This window comes from Enterobacter sp. 118C5, from assembly GCF_034107645.1.
Lineage (GTDB): Bacteria > Pseudomonadota > Gammaproteobacteria > Enterobacterales > Enterobacteriaceae > Enterobacter > Enterobacter nematophilus.
The window spans coordinates 357,086-376,410 of the sequence record NZ_JAWNEU010000001.1 but is presented as its reverse complement, the minus strand read 5'-3'; the positions used below and the strand labels follow the sequence as shown (position 1 = coordinate 376,410).

At 51.7% G+C, this 19,325-nt stretch carries 18 protein-coding genes; 5 read left to right on the top strand and 13 right to left on the bottom strand.

Annotated elements, in window-relative coordinates:
• Positions 1 to 60: 60 nt before the first annotated feature.
• Positions 61 to 357: a YciI family protein gene (locus UTO39_RS01755; protein ID WP_049006872.1), complete on the top strand. Its 297-nt coding sequence runs from the start codon at positions 61 to 63 to the stop codon at positions 355 to 357.
• Between the two features lie 34 nt (positions 358 to 391).
• On the opposite strand, the gene leuE is transcribed toward UTO39_RS01755, so the two are convergent.
• Entirely contained in the window at positions 392 to 1,027 is a 636-nt protein-coding gene (gene leuE, locus UTO39_RS01750) for a leucine efflux protein LeuE (protein ID WP_320726285.1), read from the bottom strand.
• Between the two features lie 106 nt (positions 1,028 to 1,133).
• Positions 1,134 to 1,307: a YciY family protein gene (locus UTO39_RS01745; RefSeq protein WP_086379783.1), complete on the bottom strand. Its 174-nt coding sequence runs from the start codon at positions 1,305 to 1,307 to the stop codon at positions 1,134 to 1,136.
• 143 nt (positions 1,308 to 1,450) lie between these two features.
• On the opposite strand from UTO39_RS01745, the gene cls reads away from it, so the two are divergent.
• Both cls and UTO39_RS01735 read left to right on the top strand, forming a co-directional pair.
• Entirely contained in the window at positions 1,451 to 2,911 is a 1,461-nt protein-coding gene (cls, locus tag UTO39_RS01740; protein WP_320726284.1) for a cardiolipin synthase, read from the top strand.
• 33 nt (positions 2,912 to 2,944) lie between these two features.
• Positions 2,945 to 3,274, top strand: a complete 330-nt coding sequence (locus UTO39_RS01735; protein ID WP_006810881.1) for an HI1450 family dsDNA-mimic protein — start codon at positions 2,945 to 2,947, stop codon at positions 3,272 to 3,274.
• 31 nt (positions 3,275 to 3,305) lie between these two features.
• Here the strand turns inward: UTO39_RS01735 and UTO39_RS01730 are convergent, their stop codons facing one another.
• The 7 genes from UTO39_RS01730 to UTO39_RS01700 form a co-directional block, all read right to left on the bottom strand.
• Positions 3,306 to 4,175, bottom strand: coding sequence for an ion transporter (locus tag UTO39_RS01730; protein ID WP_061097983.1), 870 nt, complete (start codon positions 4,173 to 4,175; stop codon positions 3,306 to 3,308).
• A gap of 14 nt (positions 4,176 to 4,189) precedes the next feature.
• Positions 4,190 to 5,194 (bottom strand): murein tripeptide/oligopeptide ABC transporter ATP-binding protein OppF, encoded by a 1,005-nt coding sequence (oppF, locus tag UTO39_RS01725; protein ID WP_061097982.1) that lies wholly within the window; start codon positions 5,192 to 5,194, stop codon positions 4,190 to 4,192.
• On the bottom strand, positions 5,191 to 6,204 hold the full coding sequence (locus UTO39_RS01720) for an ABC transporter ATP-binding protein (RefSeq protein ID WP_061097981.1): 1,014 nt from the start codon (positions 6,202 to 6,204) through the stop codon (positions 5,191 to 5,193). The genes oppF and UTO39_RS01720 overlap by 4 nt, the downstream gene beginning before the upstream one ends.
• 11 nt (positions 6,205 to 6,215) lie before the next feature.
• Complete coding sequence (oppC, locus tag UTO39_RS01715; protein WP_061097980.1) at positions 6,216 to 7,124, bottom strand: oligopeptide ABC transporter permease OppC; 909 nt, start codon at positions 7,122 to 7,124, stop codon at positions 6,216 to 6,218.
• A 14-nt stretch (positions 7,125 to 7,138) separates the two neighbouring features.
• Positions 7,139 to 8,059, bottom strand: a complete 921-nt coding sequence (gene oppB, locus UTO39_RS01710; RefSeq protein WP_028013429.1) for an oligopeptide ABC transporter permease OppB — start codon at positions 8,057 to 8,059, stop codon at positions 7,139 to 7,141.
• Positions 8,060 to 8,142: 83 nt separating this feature from the next.
• Positions 8,143 to 9,774 (bottom strand): oligopeptide ABC transporter substrate-binding protein OppA, encoded by a 1,632-nt coding sequence (oppA, locus tag UTO39_RS01705; RefSeq protein WP_028013430.1) that lies wholly within the window; start codon positions 9,772 to 9,774, stop codon positions 8,143 to 8,145.
• Positions 9,775 to 10,546: 772 nt separating this feature from the next.
• A complete protein-coding gene (locus UTO39_RS01700) occupies positions 10,547 to 11,194 on the bottom strand; it encodes a YchE family NAAT transporter (protein ID WP_047368710.1) in 648 nt (215 codons plus the stop codon).
• Positions 11,195 to 11,672: 478 nt separating this feature from the next.
• On the opposite strand from UTO39_RS01700, the gene adhE reads away from it, so the two are divergent.
• Positions 11,673 to 14,351 carry a bifunctional acetaldehyde-CoA/alcohol dehydrogenase gene (gene adhE, locus UTO39_RS01695; RefSeq protein ID WP_253542328.1) on the top strand — a complete coding sequence of 893 codons (2,679 nt, stop codon included), beginning with the start codon at positions 11,673 to 11,675 and terminating at the stop codon, positions 14,349 to 14,351.
• Positions 14,352 to 14,416: 65 nt separating this feature from the next.
• Here the strand turns inward: adhE and tdk are convergent, their stop codons facing one another.
• On the bottom strand, positions 14,417 to 15,031 hold the full coding sequence (gene tdk, locus UTO39_RS01690) for a thymidine kinase (RefSeq protein WP_151413128.1): 615 nt from the start codon (positions 15,029 to 15,031) through the stop codon (positions 14,417 to 14,419).
• A gap of 547 nt (positions 15,032 to 15,578) precedes the next feature.
• Between tdk and hns the strand changes: the two genes are divergently transcribed.
• Positions 15,579 to 15,992, top strand: a complete 414-nt coding sequence (hns, locus tag UTO39_RS01685; protein WP_008502781.1) for a histone-like nucleoid-structuring protein H-NS — start codon at positions 15,579 to 15,581, stop codon at positions 15,990 to 15,992.
• 198 nt (positions 15,993 to 16,190) lie between these two features.
• Here hns and galU read toward each other — a convergent pair whose 3' ends face one another.
• The 3 genes from galU to rssA all read right to left on the bottom strand — a co-directional run bounded on the left by galU (position 16,191) and on the right by rssA (position 19,307).
• A complete protein-coding gene (gene galU, locus UTO39_RS01680) occupies positions 16,191 to 17,099 on the bottom strand; it encodes a UTP--glucose-1-phosphate uridylyltransferase GalU (protein ID WP_028013435.1) in 909 nt (302 codons plus the stop codon).
• Positions 17,100 to 17,299: 200 nt separating this feature from the next.
• On the bottom strand, positions 17,300 to 18,313 hold the full coding sequence (rssB, locus tag UTO39_RS01675) for a two-component system response regulator RssB (RefSeq protein ID WP_061097977.1): 1,014 nt from the start codon (positions 18,311 to 18,313) through the stop codon (positions 17,300 to 17,302).
• 91 nt (positions 18,314 to 18,404) lie between these two features.
• Complete coding sequence (gene rssA, locus UTO39_RS01670; RefSeq protein ID WP_320726283.1) at positions 18,405 to 19,307, bottom strand: patatin-like phospholipase RssA; 903 nt, start codon at positions 19,305 to 19,307, stop codon at positions 18,405 to 18,407.
• Between the last annotated feature and the right edge of the window lie 18 nt (positions 19,308 to 19,325).

The following is a 19,325-nucleotide window of genomic DNA, read 5'->3' as shown; positions in this document are numbered from 1 at the left end:
CAGTCAATTGCCCTTTCACATAACGTAACTGACACTTTATAACGCTTAAGGAGCTTCACCGTGCTTTACGTGATTTACTCTGAAGATGTCGCTGATTCCCTCGAAAAACGTCTCTCCGTTCGCCCTGCCCATCTGGCTCGCCTGCAGCTGCTCCAGGACGAAGGCCGTTTGCTGACCGCGGGTCCAATGCCTGCTGTTGACAGCAATGACCCTGGAGCCGCCGGTTTTTCTGGCTCCACGGTCATTGCGGAGTTTGAATCTCAGGAAGCGGCGCAGGCCTGGGCTGACGCAGACCCATACGTTGCGGCGGGTGTGTATGCGAAAGTGACGGTGCGGCCGTATAAGAAAGTGTTCTGATCAAAAAAGGCTCCCTCAGGAGCCTTTCTTCATATCAATGCATTGACGCTAATCGCGCCGCAAACCCGACAAACAGTAGCCCTATCAGCCCGTTCCCCAGCTTTGCCAGTTTCTTTTTGGTTTTCAGATAACGCGTGACAAACGCCCCAGAGAAGATCAGGAAGCTCATGTACATAAAGCTAATCAGCTCAAGCGTGGTGGCGAGGATCAGGAAAGAGGTCCCGGTATTTTGCGCATTCACGTCGATAAACTGCACAAAGAACGAAACGTAGAACAGAATCGCTTTGGGATTGGTCAGGCTCAGGACGAGGGAGCGTTTCATGATCGTGCTGGCAGGCTCGGTTCCGCTCTCTTGAGCGTTATTCTGACGGGTGATCACCGACCAGAGCATTTTGCCACCCAGCCAGAGCAGATAGAAGGCCCCGAGATAGCGCACGAGATTAAAGAGTACGGGGGTCGTCTGGATCAATGCCGCAACACCCGCCCAGGCCAGAAACATCAATACTGCATCACCGATAAACACACCGGTCGCGGCAAGATACCCTTTTTTAACGCCGTGACCAATCCCGGTTTTCAGCACAAACAGGGTATTCGGTCCTGGCACCAGCACGATAAAAAATGCGCCAACAACGTACGTCCAGAAATTCAGTACACCAAACTCCGCAAACACCTCTCCCTCCTTTTGCTAAAAATAACCGGAATATCGCCGCAATAACGATATTCACAAAATCAGACGCTATAAAATCAGCGGGCACCTTGCGGTGCCCTCATGGGTTTCAGATATCCTGGACTGCGAACAGCAACGCATTGCGGTGCCGGGTCAATCCACATTTTCTGATGGCGTGGATACGCATATTGCGGCGGGATTGTGCTTCCAGCCAACGAGCCTTGCGACGACTCACCTGTCGCAACATGCGCCAGCGCCCTACTTCTGTTCTACTGCGCTTCATGTCTACAACTCTTTCTCAAACAGAGCCGCCATTATAAACCCAACCCGGCAGCAAACCAGCGCTTTTACCTGGCGTTTTTATTTGCCAGATGAATCCTGATGCGTACACTCATAACAATACGCTTTCAAAAGGATTTTTTACCTATGACAACCTTCTACACCGTGGTGAGTTGGCTGGTCATTCTGGGATACTGGCTGTTAATCGCGGGTGTGACGTTACGCATCCTGATGAAGCGCAGAGCCGTACCCTCTGCCATGGCCTGGCTTCTGATCATTTACATCCTCCCACTGGTGGGAATTATTGCCTATCTCTCTTTCGGTGAACTTCATCTGGGTAAACGACGCGCCGAACGCGCGCGCGCCATGTGGCCTTCCACCGCGAAGTGGCTTAACGATCTCAAAGCCTGCAAGCACATCTTTGCCGAGGAGAACAGCAGCGTCGCCTCCTCGCTGTTCAAACTCTGCGAGCGCCGTCAGGGGATTGGCGGCGTTAAGGGCAATCAGCTCCAGCTAATGACATCATCCGATGATGTCATGCAGGCGTTAATCCGCGATATTCAGCTGGCCCGTCATAATATAGAGATGGTGTTTTATATCTGGCAGCCTGGCGGCATGGCAGACCAGGTCGCTGAATCTCTGATGGCGGCCGCGCGCCGGGGCATTCATTGTCGCCTGATGCTTGACTCTGCGGGCAGCGTGGCATTTTTCCGTAGCCCCTGGGCGGACATGATGCGCAATGCTGGTATTGAGGTGGTTGAGGCGCTGAAAGTTAATCTTCTGCGCGTGTTTCTGCGCCGGATGGACCTTCGCCAGCACCGCAAAATGGTCATGATCGATAACTATATTGCCTACACCGGCAGTATGAACATGGTTGACCCACGCTTTTTTAAACAGGACTCCGGCGTTGGACAATGGGTTGATCTGATGGCACGCATGGAGGGGCCGATTGCCACCTCGATGGGCATCGTTTACTCCTGCGACTGGGAGATAGAGACCGGCAAGCGTATCCTGCCGCCGCCGCCGGACGGCAATATCATGCCGTTTGAAGAGGCCAGCGGCCATACAATTCATACCATCGCCTCCGGACCGGGCTTCCCGGAGGACTTGATTCACCAGGCGCTGCTGACGGCAACCTACTCCGCGCGTGAATATCTGATCATGACGACGCCCTACTTTGTCCCCAGCGATGATCTGCTGCACGCGATTTGTACCGCAGCGCAGCGCGGTGTCGATGTGAGTATCATTCTGCCACGCAAAAATGACTCCCTTCTGGTGGGCTGGGCCAGCCGTGCCTTCTTTAGCGAACTGCTGGCCGCCGGTGTCAAAATTTACCAGTTTGAAGGCGGGCTATTGCACACCAAGAGCGTGCTGGTTGACGGCGAGTTAAGCCTGGTGGGCACGGTTAACCTTGATATGCGCAGCCTGTGGCTAAACTTTGAAATCACCCTGGTGATTGATGACGCCGGCTTTGGCGGCGACCTGGCGGCGGTTCAGGATGACTATATCTCCCGCTCGCGGCTGCTGGATGCCAGGCTGTGGGTAAAACGTCCGTTATGGCAGCGAATAGCTGAACGACTGTTTTACTTCTTTAGTCCGTTGCTGTAAAACGTGCCCAACGATGTTAAACAGGTAGTCATCATGGAAATGGATCTGAACAATCGCCTGACCGAAGACGAAACGCTCGAGCAGGCCTATGACATTTTTCTCGAACTGGCGGTTGATAACCTCGATCCCGCAGACGTGATCCTCTTTAATCTGCAGTTCGAAGAGCGCGGCGGTGCCGAATTGTTCGACCCTTCAGAGGACTGGGCCGAACATGTGGATTTCGACCTGAACCCTGACTTCTTTGCCGAAGTGGTCATTGGGCTGGCTGATGAAGACGGCGGTGAAATTAACGACATTTTCGCCCGCGTCCTGCTGTGTCGCGAAAAAGACCACAAGCTGTGCCATATACTCTGGCGCGAATAATAAAAAAGGCTGCGATGGCAGCCTTTTTTATTTAATCCGGTAACGCGCTTCCGCAGCGGTTGCAAAACCGCGCGCTGTGTTCATGATCGGCCTGGTGGCAGTTCGGACATTTTCGCCGCTGTTTACGGTTCTGAAACGCGCTGCTCATGTGCGTGGTAATAAGCCCCGTCGGGATCGCAATAACCGAGTACCCAATCAGAATCAGCACGGATGCCACTATCCGCCCCAGCGGCGTATGGGGCGTGATATCGCCATATCCCACGGTCGTAACGGTCACTATCGCCCAGTAGACGGACGCGTTGAGCGTCGTGAAGCCATATTTCGGCCCTTCTATCAAATACATCAGCGCGCCGAAAACAATCATGACAATGGCAATAAACGAATAGAAGAGAATAAGCTGATGGCGTGCGCTGACGATCGCGCTCCAGAATACGCGCAGCGACGGCATAAAGCGCAGTAACTTCAGGATACGTAATACCCGAATAACGCGCATCGCTCGCCAGGCGAAAACATAGTTGAGGCTGATCTCTGGCCACAGCCACATCACGTAGAGCGGCAGGATCGTCGCTAAATCAATAAAGCCCCAGAAGCTGAATACGTATTTCGCCGGATTGGGCCAGCAAACTACACGCAAAATATACTCAGCGGTAAAGACCAGGGTAATAATAAGTTCCAGCCAGACAAACGCATGCCATTCCTCAAATGTCAGGTGATACTGCGTACCCACACCCGATTCAATAAAGATGACCACTACGCTGAGTAGCGCAAACAGCGCACAGAGACCTTCAAAACGGCGTCCCGATGCCGTTTCTGGATCGAATAAAAGATGATAGAGCCGACGACGGGCTGAGGTGAATAAACGCGACACGGTAACCTCGCAAAAAATAAGGGCTGACATCATGTCAGCCCTTGCGATTATAGCGGGTCTACTTTCAGGCAGGAAACCGCATGTCGGAAACTGCCTTCCAGCACCGGTCGCGTTTTCGCGCATTCCGGCCCGGCCATCGGGCATCGCGTGCGGAACACGCAGCCCGACGGCGGATTGATCGGCGACGGCAATTCTCCTTCCAGAAGCTGAATCGTCTTATTCTTTTCCAGGTCCGGATCGGGGATCGGCACCGCCGACATCAGCGCTCTGGTGTAAGGATGCAGCGGGTTGTGGTACACCTCGTCATAGGTTCCCAGTTCCACAGCATGGCCCAGATACATCACCAGCACGCGGTCAGAGATGTGTTTTACCACCGCCAGATCGTGCGCAATGAAGATCAGCGACAGCCCCATTTCGCGCTGCAGTTTCTGAAGCAGGTTGACCACCTGCGCCTGAATCGACACGTCCAGCGCGGAGACCGGCTCATCACAGATAATCAGTTTCGGCTCAAGAATAAGCGCACGCGCGATGCCAATACGCTGACACTGGCCGCCTGAAAATTCATGCGGGTAACGGTTTATGAGGTTAGGCAACAGCCCGACCTTCAGCATCATCGCCTTCACGCGGTCGCGCACTTCCTGACGCGGCATCTTTGGATGATAGGTGCGCAGCGGCTCGGCGATAATCTCACCGATGGTCATTCGCGGGTTTAATGACGCCAGCGGATCCTGGAAAATCATCTGGATATCGCTGCGCACGTCGCGCCACTCGTCGGGCTTCATGCCCAGCAGATCTTTACCCAGCCAGGCCACTTTGCCGCCGGTGGCTTTCACCAGACCGATAATCGCACGCGCAAAGGTGGATTTACCGCAGCCGGATTCGCCCACTACACCCAGGGTCTCCCCTTCGTACAGGCGCAGCGTAACGCCATCCACCGCTTTCAGGGTCTTCGGCGGCTGCCAGAACCACTGCTTGCCGTCTTTGATATCGAAATGCACCTTAAGGTCAGCGATTTCGAGCAGCACGTTGCGTTTTTCATCTACTGCGTTCATACCAGCTCCTCCTGCGGCTTAAAGCAGGCGCGCAGACGGCCTGGGGCAAATTCTTCCAGCGGCGGCGCGCTGTTGCAGATCTCCATCGCGTGCGGGCAGCGCGGTTGGAACGGGCAGCCTTTCGGCAGTCGCAGCAGGTTTGGCGGGTTGCCCGGAATGGTAAGCAGGGATTCCCCCTCTGCATCAAGACGCGGCACCGCGTTCAGCAGGCCAATGGAGTACGGATGGGCTGGCTGATAGAACACGTCGCGCGCTTTGCCGTATTCCATGGTGCGCCCGGCGTACATCACCAGCACTTTGTCACAGATACCGGCAACCACGCCCAGATCGTGGGTGATCATGATAATCGCCGTGTTGAACTCACGCTTAAGCTCGTTCAGCAGGGTCATGATTTGCGCCTGCACGGTGACGTCCAGCGCGGTAGTCGGTTCATCGGCAATCAGCAGCTTTGGCCGGCACAGCAGCGCCATGGCAATCATCACGCGCTGACGCATACCGCCGGAAAACTCGTGCGGGAACATGCGCATGCGCTTGCGCGCTTCCGGCATTTTTACCGCATCCAGCATTTTAACGGATTCCTCAAAGGCTTCCGCTTTGCCCAGGCCTTTGTGCAGCATCAGGACTTCCATCAGCTGCTCGCCGACGCGCATATACGGGTTCAGCGAGGTCATCGGATCCTGGAAAATCATTGAGATCTGTTCGGCGCGAAGCTTGTTCAGCTCGTGCTCCGGCAGATTGAGGATTTCACGCCCGTTGAATTTTGCCGAACCGCCAATCACGCCGTTAGCGGCCAGCAGGCCCATCAGCGCAAATGCCGTCTGGGATTTTCCGGAGCCGGATTCCCCCACGATCCCCAGCGTTTCACCTTTGCTCAGGTTAAAGTTGAGATCGTTGACCGCGGTCACATCACCGTCCGGGGTTTTAAAGGTCACGCGGAGGTCTTTCACATCCAGCAGAAGGTTACTCTGCTGTTGCGCCTGAGGCGCGGTGGCCGTTTCAATTATTGTCATGACGGCGCTCCTTAACGGTCTTTCGGGTCGAGGGCATCACGCAGGCCATCGCCGATAAAGTTAAAACAAAACAGGGTGACGACCAGGAAACCTGCCGGATAAAGCAGCAGCCACGGTGAAACTTCCATCGAGTTTGCACCGTCGCTCAGCAGCGCGCCCCAGCTGCTCAGTGGCTCCTGCGTGCCCAGCCCCAGGAAGCTGAGGAAGGATTCAAACAGGATCATGCTTGGCACCAGCAGTGAGGCATAGACCACCACCACGCCCAGCACGTTAGGCACGATATGGCGAACCACGATATTGCTGGTTGATACGCCCCCTACCTGCGCCGCTTCGATAAACTCTTTGCGTTTAAGGCTCAGCGTCTGGCCGCGCACGATACGCGCCATATCCAGCCAGGAAACCATCCCGATAGCCACAAAGATCAACAGGATGTTCTGGCCAAAGAAGGTCACCAGCAAAATAACGAAGAACATAAACGGGAAGGAGTTCAGGATTTCCAGCAGACGCATCATCACCGAGTCTACTTTGCCGCCAAGGTAGCCGGAAAGCGCGCCGTAAAGCGTCCCCACGATCACCGCCACCAGCGCGGCGGCGATACCGACCATCAGGGAAATACGGCCACCAATCGCCACGCGCACCAGCAAATCACGGCCGGATGAATCGGTACCGAAATAGTGGCCGGACTCCATATCCGGCGCGCTGGACATCATGCCCCAGTCCGTATCGAAATAGGTAAATTGCGACAGCATAGGTGCCAGGGTCACAAAAAGCGCGATGACCACCAGAACCGCCAGGCTGGCGACCGCGGCGCGGTTGTGCATAAAGCGACGGCGGGCGTCCTGCCAGAGGCTACGACCTTCTACTTCCAGTTTTTCACTGAAGTTTTCCAGCGCCTCGCTGTTTTTCTTACTCAACATCATGGCGTGCTCCAGCGTTAGTAACGAATTTTCGGGTCGATAACGGCATATAGCACATCGACAACGGCGTTAAAGAGAATGGTCAGCGCGCCCACGAGGATCGTGAGGCTCAGAACGAGCGAGTAGTCACGGTTAAGCGCCCCGTTAACGAACAGCTGGCCAATACCCGGCAGGCCGTAAATTGTTTCGATAACCATTGAGCCCGTAATGATGCCGACGAATGCCGGTCCCATATAGGAGAGCACAGGCAGCAGCGCCGGCTTGAGCGCGTGGCGGAAGATGATCCGGCGCATCGGCAGCCCTTTCGCGCGCGCGGTGCGGATGAAGTTTGAGTGCAGCACTTCGATCATAGAACCACGGGTAATACGCGCGATACTGGCGATGTACGCCAGCGATAATGCCACCATCGGCAAAATCATGAACTTCAGTGCCCCGCCGTTCCAGCCGCCCCCGGGCAGCCATTTCAGCGTGATGGCAAATATCATCACCAGCAATGGCGCGACAACGAAGCTGGGTATGACTACCCCGGTCATTGCCACCCCCATTACGGCATAATCCCATTTGGTATTTTGTCTGAGTGCAGCGATAACGCCTGCGGTGACCCCGAGAACGACGGCCAGAATGAATGCTGCAGCACCCAGTTTTGCCGAGACCGGGAAGCTGGAGGCCACCAGATCGTTAACGGAATAGTCTTTATATTTAAATGACGGTCCAAAATCACCGTGCGCCAGCTGCTTCAGATAGTTGAAGTATTGGGTGGTGATGGGATCGTTTAAGTGATACTTCGCCTCGATGTTGGCCATGACTTCTGGCGGCAACGTACGTTCACCGGTAAATGGACTTCCCGGCGCGAGACGCATCATAAAGAAAGAAATCGTAATTAGAATAAATAGCGTTGGTATCGCTTCTAGACAGCGACGCAGGATAAATTTCAACATTGCCCGTACCTTCTGGCGTGTGCCTGATGAATGTTACAAAGTAGACACAGTGGGGCAAGCCAGGCTCGCCCCACGTATTGCCATTAATGCTTGATAATATAAAGATTCTTAACGGAAATATTATCCAACGGGTCTTTACCGGTATAACCCCCTACCCACGGTTTCACCAGGCGGGCGTTAACGTAGTAGTAAACCGGTACAATTGCAGAGTCTTTATCGAGCTGTTCTTCTGATTTCGCGTACAGCTCGGCGCGCTGCGCATCGTCAGACACTTTCAGGGTTTCAGCGATAATCTTGTCGAACGCCGGGCTCTTATAGTGCGCCGTGTTGTTTGAACTGTCGCTGAGCATAGTGTTCAGGAATGACGTCGGTTCGTTATAGTCCGCACACCAGCCCGCACGCGCCACGTCGAAGGTCCCCTGATGACGCGTATCGAGGAAGGTTTTCCACTCCTGGTTTTCCAGCTTAACGTTCACGCCCAGGTTTTTCTTCCAGATAGACGCGACCGCAATAGCCAGTTTCTTATGCAGGTCTGATGTGTTGTACAGCAAGTTGAACGTCAGCGGCTTGTCTGCGGTATACCCAGCTTCAGCCAGCAGTTTTTTCGCTTCTTCGTTACGTTTTTCCTGTGACCACTTGAACCACTCAGGCTCAACCAGCTTCATCCCATCGGTATACGGAGGCGTGTAGCTGTACGCCGGCAGATCGCCCTGGTTTTTCACTTTGTTCACGATAATATCGCGATCCAGCGCCAGCTTCAGCGCGGTACGAACGCGCACGTCGGTGAACGGGGCTTTCTGGTTGTTGATTTCGTAGTAATAGGTGCACAGATATGGATCGACGTGAACTTCTTTCGGGATCTCTTTCTTCAGCTTCTGGAACAGTTCAATCGGCATGTTGTTATAGGTCATGTCGATTTCGCCGCTGCGGTAGCGGTTAACGTCGGTCACTTCGGAAGAGATTGGCAGGTAGGTGACCTGATTAATCACGGTCTTCGCGTTATCCCAGTACTGCGGGTTACGCTCCAGCACCATACGTTCGTTGACCACCCAGTCTTTCAGCTTATAGGCTCCGTTGGTCACGATATTGGCAGGCTGCGTCCATTTTTCACCAAATTTTTCCACGGCGGATTTTGGAACCGGCGAGACGGACGGGTGAACCAGCAGCTTATAGAAGTACGGAACAGGTTCGCTCAACGTCACTTCAAAGGTATTAGCATCGATCGCCTTAACGCCCAGGTCGGTGACCGGCTTTTTACCGGCGATGATGTCATCGATATTGGCGATGTGGCCATATTGCAGATAGCTCGCATACGGAGAGGCGGTGTTTGGATTCGCCAGGCGCTGCCAGCTATACACGAAATCTTCGGCGGTAACCGGTGTTCCGTCGGACCATTTGGCATCTTTACGCAGATGGAAGGTCCAGACTTTGAAATCTTTATTTTCCCACTTTTCCGCCACGCCCGGCGCCGGGTGGCCGTCTACGTCAGTCACCAGCAGACCTTCGAACAGGTCGCGGTTAACGTTTGACTCAGGAACGCCTTCAATTTTATGCGGATCGAGAGACTGCACTTCCGCACCGTTGTTACGCACCAGCGTCTGTTTTTCCGCCAGTTGAACACCTGCAGGAACGTCCGCAGCCATTGCAGCGTTGCCCGCGATTAGCGCAGTTAAAATCCCCGCCGCTACCAGATTTTTTTTTGTGATGATGGACATTGTGTTGGTACTCCACTCATTATAATTACTGGCTTTCGCCAGCTGTCTAATCCCCTGTTGGGGCCTGTACAGCGCAGGAGTTTTTTTTGCTGCTGTCAGGTTCTTTTTTTACTTCTTGCTATCACCGACTTTTTTATTACTGACCGCTCGTATGGCCGTCTTGCGTCGATTCTTGCCAGGCCTTCCCTGTTTGAGACCTGTGCTGGATATCTGAGAAGAGGACTATATGAAAATAATTCTCATCTACTTGTTTTATGCTGCAAAATAGTAGGCCGGAAAGTATCAAATGGCGTAAACACGCGCCAATACATTTTGCAAATTTGTTAAGCAATTCTCTTTTACGGCGCAGGCCGTATCGTCGCGCTCAATCCTTCCATACGTTGAACGTCCTAAAAAAATCTTAAAATTCAAACTAATATGGAAAATTATCTCTTCAGGCGCGTCGCTGAGCTATCATCGCGTAGTTTTGTACGAAAATTTAACAATTGATTATTATTTAGCACATTCATCTAACGAAATGTTGAAATTACTAATATCATTTCGGTTATCCCTCAGCAAGCCCAAGACTATCGTGTGAGTAAAATAACAGTGCGTTCGAAGATTTTCTGTGCAGGCAGGCTTGAGGTGAATTCATAACTCTATGAAATATAAGAGATGAACATTATTAGTAGAATTTATTATGATATGTAAGCTTTTCAACTTTATTTATATGATTTGCTGATAATGACATAAAAAAAACGGCGCCGAAGCGCCGTTTTTTTCATATGAAATATCAATGTAACAAGCCGGGGAAAATGCTTTTAATACCCGTGACAATGAACTCGATCCCGAGTGCCATTAACAATAGTCCCATGATACGGGTAATAACGTTGATGCCCGTCTGCCCCAGCAGGCGCACCAGCCACGGCGCCATGCGGAATACGCCCCAGCAGCAGAGCGCGAAAACGGCAATCGCGACAGAAAAACCAATCAGGTGCATAAGGCTATGGTAACGCGTGCCCCAGACAATCGTCGAACTGATGGCGCCCGGCCCGGCCATGAGGGGTAACGCCAACGGAACCACACCGATACTTTCGCGGATGGCGGTTTCTGACTTTTCCTGCTTGTTCTGCTTATCCTCACCCAGCTTACCGCTGATCATGGACATGGCAATGGTCACCACCAGGATCCCGCCCGCAATGCGGAAGGAGTCAATCGAGATGCCAAAGAGCTGGAGAATGGCATCACCCAGGAAAAGCGAGGTGAGCAAAATGATCGCCACAGACAGGTTAGCGGTAAGATTGGTTTTGTTCCGGGCCGCCGCCGTCTGGTAACTGGTCATACTAATGAAGACAGGAATGATCCCCACCGGGTTGACCAGGGCAAACAGACCAATAAAAAATTTAAAATACGTTGGAAAATCAAAGAGCGTTTGGATCACGTTTTGCTCCGCTTTTGCGCATGCCCGGGACTGATACGTTGTTATGAAAAATCGCGCTGAAGATACGCTTTTTATTAGCATACTTCACCAGAAATCTGTGCCAAAACGTCAGCATTTCAGAATGTTAAACATATGTTGAGACAATGATAGCGCCACTTCCAATAGTTACTTAATTAATTAACAGTGGAAATTTATCCATTAAATAACCCTGCTGAAAGGTATCAGCTTGGTGGAAAATTGACGCAGATCATGATTTCCGTACTCAGAAGTGAGTAATCTTGATTACGCCCCCAGGAAGGTCACCTGACAAAAAGGGATGATGCTAAGGTAAGGCTCTTTTAGTAAATTAGTGTACTGGAGCATAAAGTAACCCTTTGTTTTACTTTATGTAACGCAAGTCGTATTGGCACTGTCTATACTGTCTGACGTATCGAGCGCTGGTTTACTAAAAGAGTTTAAACATTATCAGGAGAGCATTATGGCTGTTACTAATATCGCTGAACTGAACGCCCTCGTCGAGCGCGTTAAAAAGGCCCAGCGTGAATATGCCAATTTCACCCAAGAACAGGTTGATAAAATCTTCCGCGCGGCCGCTCTGGCTGCTGCAGATGCTCGAATCCCTCTCGCTAAAATGGCCGTTGCCGAATCTGGCATGGGTATCGTTGAAGATAAAGTGATCAAAAACCACTTTGCTTCTGAGTATATCTACAACGCCTATAAAGATGAGAAAACCTGTGGCGTTCTGTCTGAAGACGACACCTTCGGGACGATCACCATCGCCGAACCTATCGGCATCATTTGCGGTATTGTTCCAACAACTAACCCAACTTCAACGGCTATCTTCAAATCGCTGATCAGCCTGAAGACCCGTAACGCAATCATCTTCTCTCCACATCCACGTGCGAAAGACGCGACAAATAAAGCAGCAGACATCGTTCTGCAGGCAGCAATTGCTGCGGGCGCACCAAAAGATCTGATTGGCTGGATCGACCAACCTTCTGTTGAACTGTCTAACGCGCTGATGCATCACCCGGACATTAACCTGATTCTGGCGACCGGTGGTCCTGGTATGGTTAAAGCAGCATACAGCTCTGGTAAACCAGCAATCGGTGTAGGCGCAGGTAACACCCCTGTTGTTATCGATGAAACCGCTGACATCAAACGTGCTGTTGCGTCTGTTCTGATGTCTAAAACCTTCGATAACGGCGTTATCTGTGCATCTGAACAGTCTGTAGTTGTTGTTGATTCCGTGTACGACGCAGTACGCGAACGTTTCGCCAGCCACGGCGGCTACCTGCTGCAGGGCAAAGAGCTGAAAGCAGTTCAGGACATCATCCTGAAAAATGGCGCGCTGAACGCTGCTATCGTAGGTCAGCCAGCCTATAAAATCGCTGAACTCGCAGGCTTTACCGTTCCGGCGACCACCAAGATCTTGATCGGTGAAGTTAAAGTTGTCGACGAAAGCGAGCCGTTTGCTCACGAAAAACTGTCTCCTACGCTTGCGATGTACCGTGCGAAAGATTTCGAAGACGCGGTAGAAAAAGCCGAGAAGCTGGTTGCCATGGGCGGTATCGGTCATACCTCATGTCTGTACACCGACCAGGATAACCAGCCTGAGCGTGTTGCCCACTTCGGCCAGATGATGAAAACTGCCCGTATCCTGATTAACACCCCTGCTTCTCAGGGTGGTATCGGTGACCTGTATAACTTCAAACTCGCACCTTCCCTGACTCTGGGTTGTGGTTCCTGGGGTGGTAACTCCATCTCTGAAAACGTTGGTCCAAAACACCTGATCAACAAGAAAACCGTTGCTAAGCGAGCTGAAAACATGTTGTGGCACAAACTTCCGAAATCTATCTACTTCCGCCGTGGCTCTCTGCCAATCGCGCTGGATGAAGTGATTACTGATGGCCACAAACGTGCGCTCATCGTGACTGACCGTTTCCTGTTCAACAACGGCTACGCTGACCAGATCACCTCTGTGCTGAAAGCGGCTGGCGTCGAAACTGAAGTGTTCTTTGAAGTTGAAGCTGACCCAACCCTGAGCGTTGTACGCAAAGGTGCTGAACTGGCGAACTCCTTCAAACCAGATGTGATTATCGCACTGGGTGGTGGTTCCCCAATGGACGCCGCGAAAATCATGTGGGTCATGTACGAACATCCGGAAACCCACTTCGAAGAGCTGGCGCTGCGCTTTATGGACATCCGTAAACGTATCTACAAGTTCCCGAAAATGGGCGTGAAAGCGAAAATGATCGCCGTCACCACCACTTCCGGTACCGGTTCGGAAGTCACACCATTTGCGGTTGTAACGGATGACGCAACAGGTCAGAAATACCCGCTGGCTGACTACGCGCTGACGCCAGATATGGCTATCGTTGATGCCAACCTGGTAATGGAAATGCCGAAGTCTCTGTGTGCGTTCGGTGGTCTGGATGCGGTGACTCACGCGCTGGAAGCCTACGTTTCTGTACTGGCGTCTGAGTTCTCTGACGGTCAGGCTCTGCAGGCTCTGAAACTGCTGAAAGAAAACCTGCCAGCGTCCTACAATGAAGGCTCTAAAAACCCTGTAGCACGTGAACGTGTCCACAGTGCAGCAACCATCGCCGGTATCGCGTTTGCGAACGCCTTCCTGGGTGTTTGCCACTCTATGGCGCACAAGCTGGGTTCACAGTTCCACATTCCTCACGGTCTGGCGAACGCCCTGTTGATCAGCAACGTTATCCGCTATAACGCTAACGACAACCCAACCAAGCAGACTGCGTTCAGCCAGTACGACCGTCCGCAAGCGCGTCGTCGTTATGCTGAAATCGCTGACCACCTTGGTCTGAGCGCACCGGGCGACCGTACTGCTGCGAAGATTGAGAAACTGCTGGCATGGCTGGAAAGCCTGAAAGCTGAACTGGGTATTCCTAAATCTATCCGTGAAGCAGGCGTTCAGGAAGCTGACTTCCTCGCTCACGTAGACAAGCTGTCTGAAGATGCCTTCGATGACCAGTGTACTGGTGCTAACCCGCGCTACCCACTGATCTCCGAGCTGAAGCAGATTCTGCTGGATACCTACTACGGTCGTGAGTTCAAAGAAGGTGACGTTGCTGCTGTGAAAACAGACGCTCCGGTCATTAAAGCTGACAAGAAAGCGAAGAAAAGCGCTTAACTGACAGCATGATGAAAAAACCCGCCATACAGGCGGGTTTTTTTATGTCTGAATATCAGCGGATATTATTTTCTGTTGTCGTGCTGGATCGCCGTCAGCGAGCCTACGGACAACGCTTCCTTATAATGCTTACGACAGACCGACACATAGCGTTCATTGCCGCCAATCACCACCTGCTCACCGTCCGCGTAAGGTTTTCCGGCCTGGTCCAGACGAAGCACCATGCTGGCCTTGCGTCCGCAAAAACAGATAGTTTTCAGTTCAACCAGCTTATCTGACCATGCAAGCAAATACTGGCTTCCGGCAAACAGTTCCCCGCGGAAGTCCGTACGCAGCCCGTAGCACAGAACGGGGATATCGAGTTCATCAACCACTTCAGAGAGCGCATGCACCTGTTCACGCGTCAGGAACTGGCTCTCATCCACCAGCACGCAATGAATGGGCTCTGACGCATGCGCAGCGCGGATATCCTGCAGCAGGTCGGTTTGCGGGTTAAACAGCCTGGCTGGCGAAGAGAGGCCTATTCTGGAACTCACCTTCCCTGCACCGAAGCGATCGTCGATTTCAGCGGTATAAACTACGGTACGCATTCCTCGTTCCTGGTAATTGTATGAGGATTGCAGTAGCGCGGTGGATTTCCCGGCATTCATTGCCGAATAGTAGAAATAAAGTTGTGCCATTGGCCGTAAAACCCTAATCAATGTGTAATATTCCCGATGATTCATTGTACCATATTTTGTCTGGTCATCAGCGACACGCCGCACAAACGATGCCGTGCTGAAAGGTGTAAAACACCCCCTTCTCGCAAAAATAATCCGCTAAAACAGAGAGTAAAGGCGGTCATGCGGGTGAATAGGTTATATGGTTAGCCAAACATAACACTTCTTTTTATAGTGGAATCTGCGTTCATTAAAATTCACTATTTATTAACTATTCCTGCCTTAACACCGTCGCCAGGAACTAATACAAAAGGCTGATATTTATCCGCCGAAACTATAATTCCTGCGGTAAATGTCACAAAAAAAGATGCAAGCGGCGGGGTTAAGCAGGTTATCGTGATAACAAGCGAGACTGTCAAAGAGGAAATTTAAGTTAGCGTAATTAATAATAGCGGCTTTATTTAGTATTTTTTGAATTCCTTACATTCCTGGCTATTGCACATCTGAATTTATGGCTCTATTATTAGGTCAACAAACCACCCCCCATTATAAGTTTGAGATTACTACAATGAGCGAAGCACTTAAAATTCTGAACAACATCCGTACTCTTCGTGCGCAGGCAAGAGAATGTACCCTTGAAACGCTCGAAGAAATGCTGGAAAAATTAGAAGTTGTAGTTAATGAACGTCGCGAAGAAGAAAGCGCTGCTGCTGCTGAAATCGAAGAGCGTACGCGTAAACTGCAGCAATATCGTGAAATGCTGATTGCTGATGGTATCGATCCAAATGAATTGCTGAACAGCATGGCTGCTGCAAAAACCGGTACCAAAGCAAAACGCGCTGCCCGTCCTGCTAAATATAGCTATGTTGATGAGAACGGCGAAACTAAAACCTGGACCGGCCAGGGCCGTACTCCTGCTGTAATCAAGAAAGCCATGGATGAGCAAGGTAAACAGCTGGATGACTTCCTGATCAAGGATTAATCACGCCGAATTCAGAAAAATCCCGCCTCTGGTGGGATTTTTTTTGCCCGCAATTTATCACAAACATCCTCTTACACTCCGTCATAAAGCGTTATTCGCCTATTTAGTTTTGCTTACAAACAGGCTGGTCATGCTGTTTTATGGGCATAAAAAAACCGGTGGGCAGCGCCACACCGGTTTCAGAGATTTACGCCTGGATTATTTCTTAATACCCATACTCTCTTTGAGCCAGCCTTTAAATTCTTCACCCAGCGTATTATGGCGAATGCCATATTCAACGAACGCCTGCATATAACCGAGCTTATTACCGCAGTCATGGCTCTTACCTTTCATGTGGTAAGCCTCAACGGTCTCTTTCTCGATCAGCATATCAATGGCATCCGTCAGCTGGATTTCATCCCCTGCTCCTGGAGGCGTTTTCGCCAGCAGAGGCCAGATTTCAGCACTCAGGACATAGCGACCCACCACCGCCAGATTAGACGGCGCTACGTCGGCTTTAGGCTTCTCTACGACACCAACCATTGGCACGCTTTCGCCTGGCTCAAGGTTCACGCCCTTGCAGTCAACCACACCGTAAGCGGTCACGTCTTCAACTGGCTCAACCATGATCTGGCTGCAGCCCGTTTCGTCGAAGCGGTGGATCATCTCAGCTAGGTTATCCTGGGAAAGATCGGATTCATATTCATCCAGAATCACGTCAGGCAGAATAACCGCGACAGGCTCATCACCCACAACCGGGTGTGCACACATAACCGCGTGGCCCAGACCTTTAGCCAGCCCCTGACGGACCTGCATAATGGTGACGTGCGGAGGGCAAATAGACTGAACTTCTTCTAACAGCTGACGCTTAACGCGTTTTTCCAGCATGGCTTCGAGTTCAAAACTTGTATCGAAGTGGTTTTCGATAGAGTTTTTAGATGAATGCGTAACGAGCACAATTTCAGTGATGCCGGCCGCGATACACTCATTAACGACATACTGGATTAATGGCTTATCAACCAGAGGCAGCATCTCTTTAGGAATCGCCTTAGTTGCTGGTAACATCCTGGTCCCCAATCCCGCTACCGGGATGACGGCCTTTCTGACTTTCGAATTTAGGGCAGCCATTCAAATTCTCCTGAGCTGTTCAAGTTTTGAACTTTTATGCAATAAATAACGCGTTGAGTATATCAGCCTCGCCCCGCAGTCCGGGTCTGAAAAGAACGCGTTGCCGATCAATTAGGACAAATACGCATGAATCTGGGCAGCGATAGTAGCACTCCCGAGAAAACACAGGTAAAGCAATCTTAAAATTAAGATCCAATTGCTTATTCCGTGGACAACATTAAGCGTAGCCTTCCCCCGGCACCCCAAATTTGGCACTGCCAGGAAGAACAACGATGGCTAATTTGATTGAGATATGCCGTTCCCAGTGTTCCTAGCGGCACGCCGTTACTCACCTGAATATGGTGTTCTCCGGTATTCAGTGACGCGTTGAGGCCTGCTGAAACGAGGATAAGATTCTTTAAACCGCTATGGTAATAACCAACCAGCAGCGGGAACTGTCCGGGTAAATTGGCCTGACGAAAAAGCTGGTTTACCTGTTTGAGTAAACTGCCTAACTCAGGGAGCCGTTGTCCCTGATGCGATAACTGTTCCTGCAATAATCCATTAAAGAGCGCACGAAGTAACAGCGCGGCTAATACGCCATTATCCCCTGCACGGGTTACGTCCAGAGAATAAAATGCGAGGTCGGAATCAGACAGAGGTGCAATATCCAGCACCAGCCCGGGCTGATCGGCCGCCACCAGCTGACGATAATTTACGCGGCAGTGGGAAATAGTTTGCTGAACGGGAGGCTGAAGCTCTTGCAGCAATTTCGCCGCCGCTGGCGGATTACTCACCAGCGCGTCCCAGTCCTGAAAAAGACGTTCCTCTTCCTCAACGCGGGAATTAAACATATTCGGATAAAGGCACGCTAATACCGTTTCACGTAACCGGCTCAGGTCTTTGACGGGTTTCAGCAGAATATCCTGAACACCAAGACGTAATGCTTTGGCAATATCCGCCATATTCTCTGTCGCGGAGATCACCAGAATGGGCATCTGGTCACCCTCGTTGCGCAGATGCTCAACCAGTTTCAGCCCATTCATTCGCGGCATCGCGATGTCGCAAATCATCAGATCGGGCGTAATACCGGTCATTTTTTCCAGCGCGTCGACACCATCTTCAGCCAGTAAAGTGTTTGCTCCCAGCGAGGATAACCACGAATCCAGTAGCGATCGGAAAACGGGCTCGTCTTCAACAATCAAAATGTGTTTTCCGGCCAATGGCTGCGTCATGGTTCCTCCCCTGGCTGACAGTTACTAAATAGTGGCATGCTATCGGCACTATCGCCTGTCAGATTTTGCTGAAGTAGTCAAAAAAAGGTGCTTAACGTGCTGTTCGCACAAACGGCAGCAACTCGTCTATTTTCTTTTCGACGGCTAGCGAGCCCGCTGCGATGGCGGCCTCAGCCCGATGGAAATCAAGGGTAGAGATTTGCGGACAGTAAGGTTGAATAAGAATATCCGGAGGATCGCCTGCCATACGGTTACGTTTAAGGCGATTCTCAAGAACCTGAATTGAGGTGGTCATGATCTCCATGGCCGTCGGTGCGGCAACCGACCGTCGTGCGGCCAGGCGACCAATTCTTCCGCGCAGGCGCTCATGCCAGGCAAGCTTCTCGACTTCGGCATCTTCGCTCTGGAGATTGACCGGCATAAGGTCTTGCTGCATCAGATGAGCATCGTGCTGCAAATCCACGGCGATGACGATATCGGCCCCCATGGCACGCGTCAGAGAGATGGGTACCGGGTTCACGACGCCACCATCCACAAGCCAGTAACCGTTATGGGGCACGGGGGCCATAAGCCCGGGGATACTGCATGAAGCACGCACCGCAAGGTGAATATCCCCTTCGGTCAGCCAGAGTTCACGGCCTGTGCTGAGATTGGTTGCGACCGCGCCAAAAGGCATCCGGCAGTCAGTAAAGTCTTCGAGAGGCATCACCCGGCGGAACTGGTTAAAGACGCGTTCACCGCGCAACAGCCCACCGCGCTGCCAGGAGAGATCCATCAGACGCAGCACGTCCCAATAGCTGAAGGAGCGCACCCAGGTTTCGAGCTCCGGGAGCTTGCCGCACGCGTAGGCGGAGCCGACAAGCGATCCTATTGAACATCCTGCAACGATATCAACGTCAACGCCCATCTTGTTTAAGGCATTAATCACGCCGATATGAGACCATCCCCGGGCTGCACCTGATCCCAGCGCCAGTCCAATTTTAACCTTTCTCATTAGCCCTGTTTTACTTCC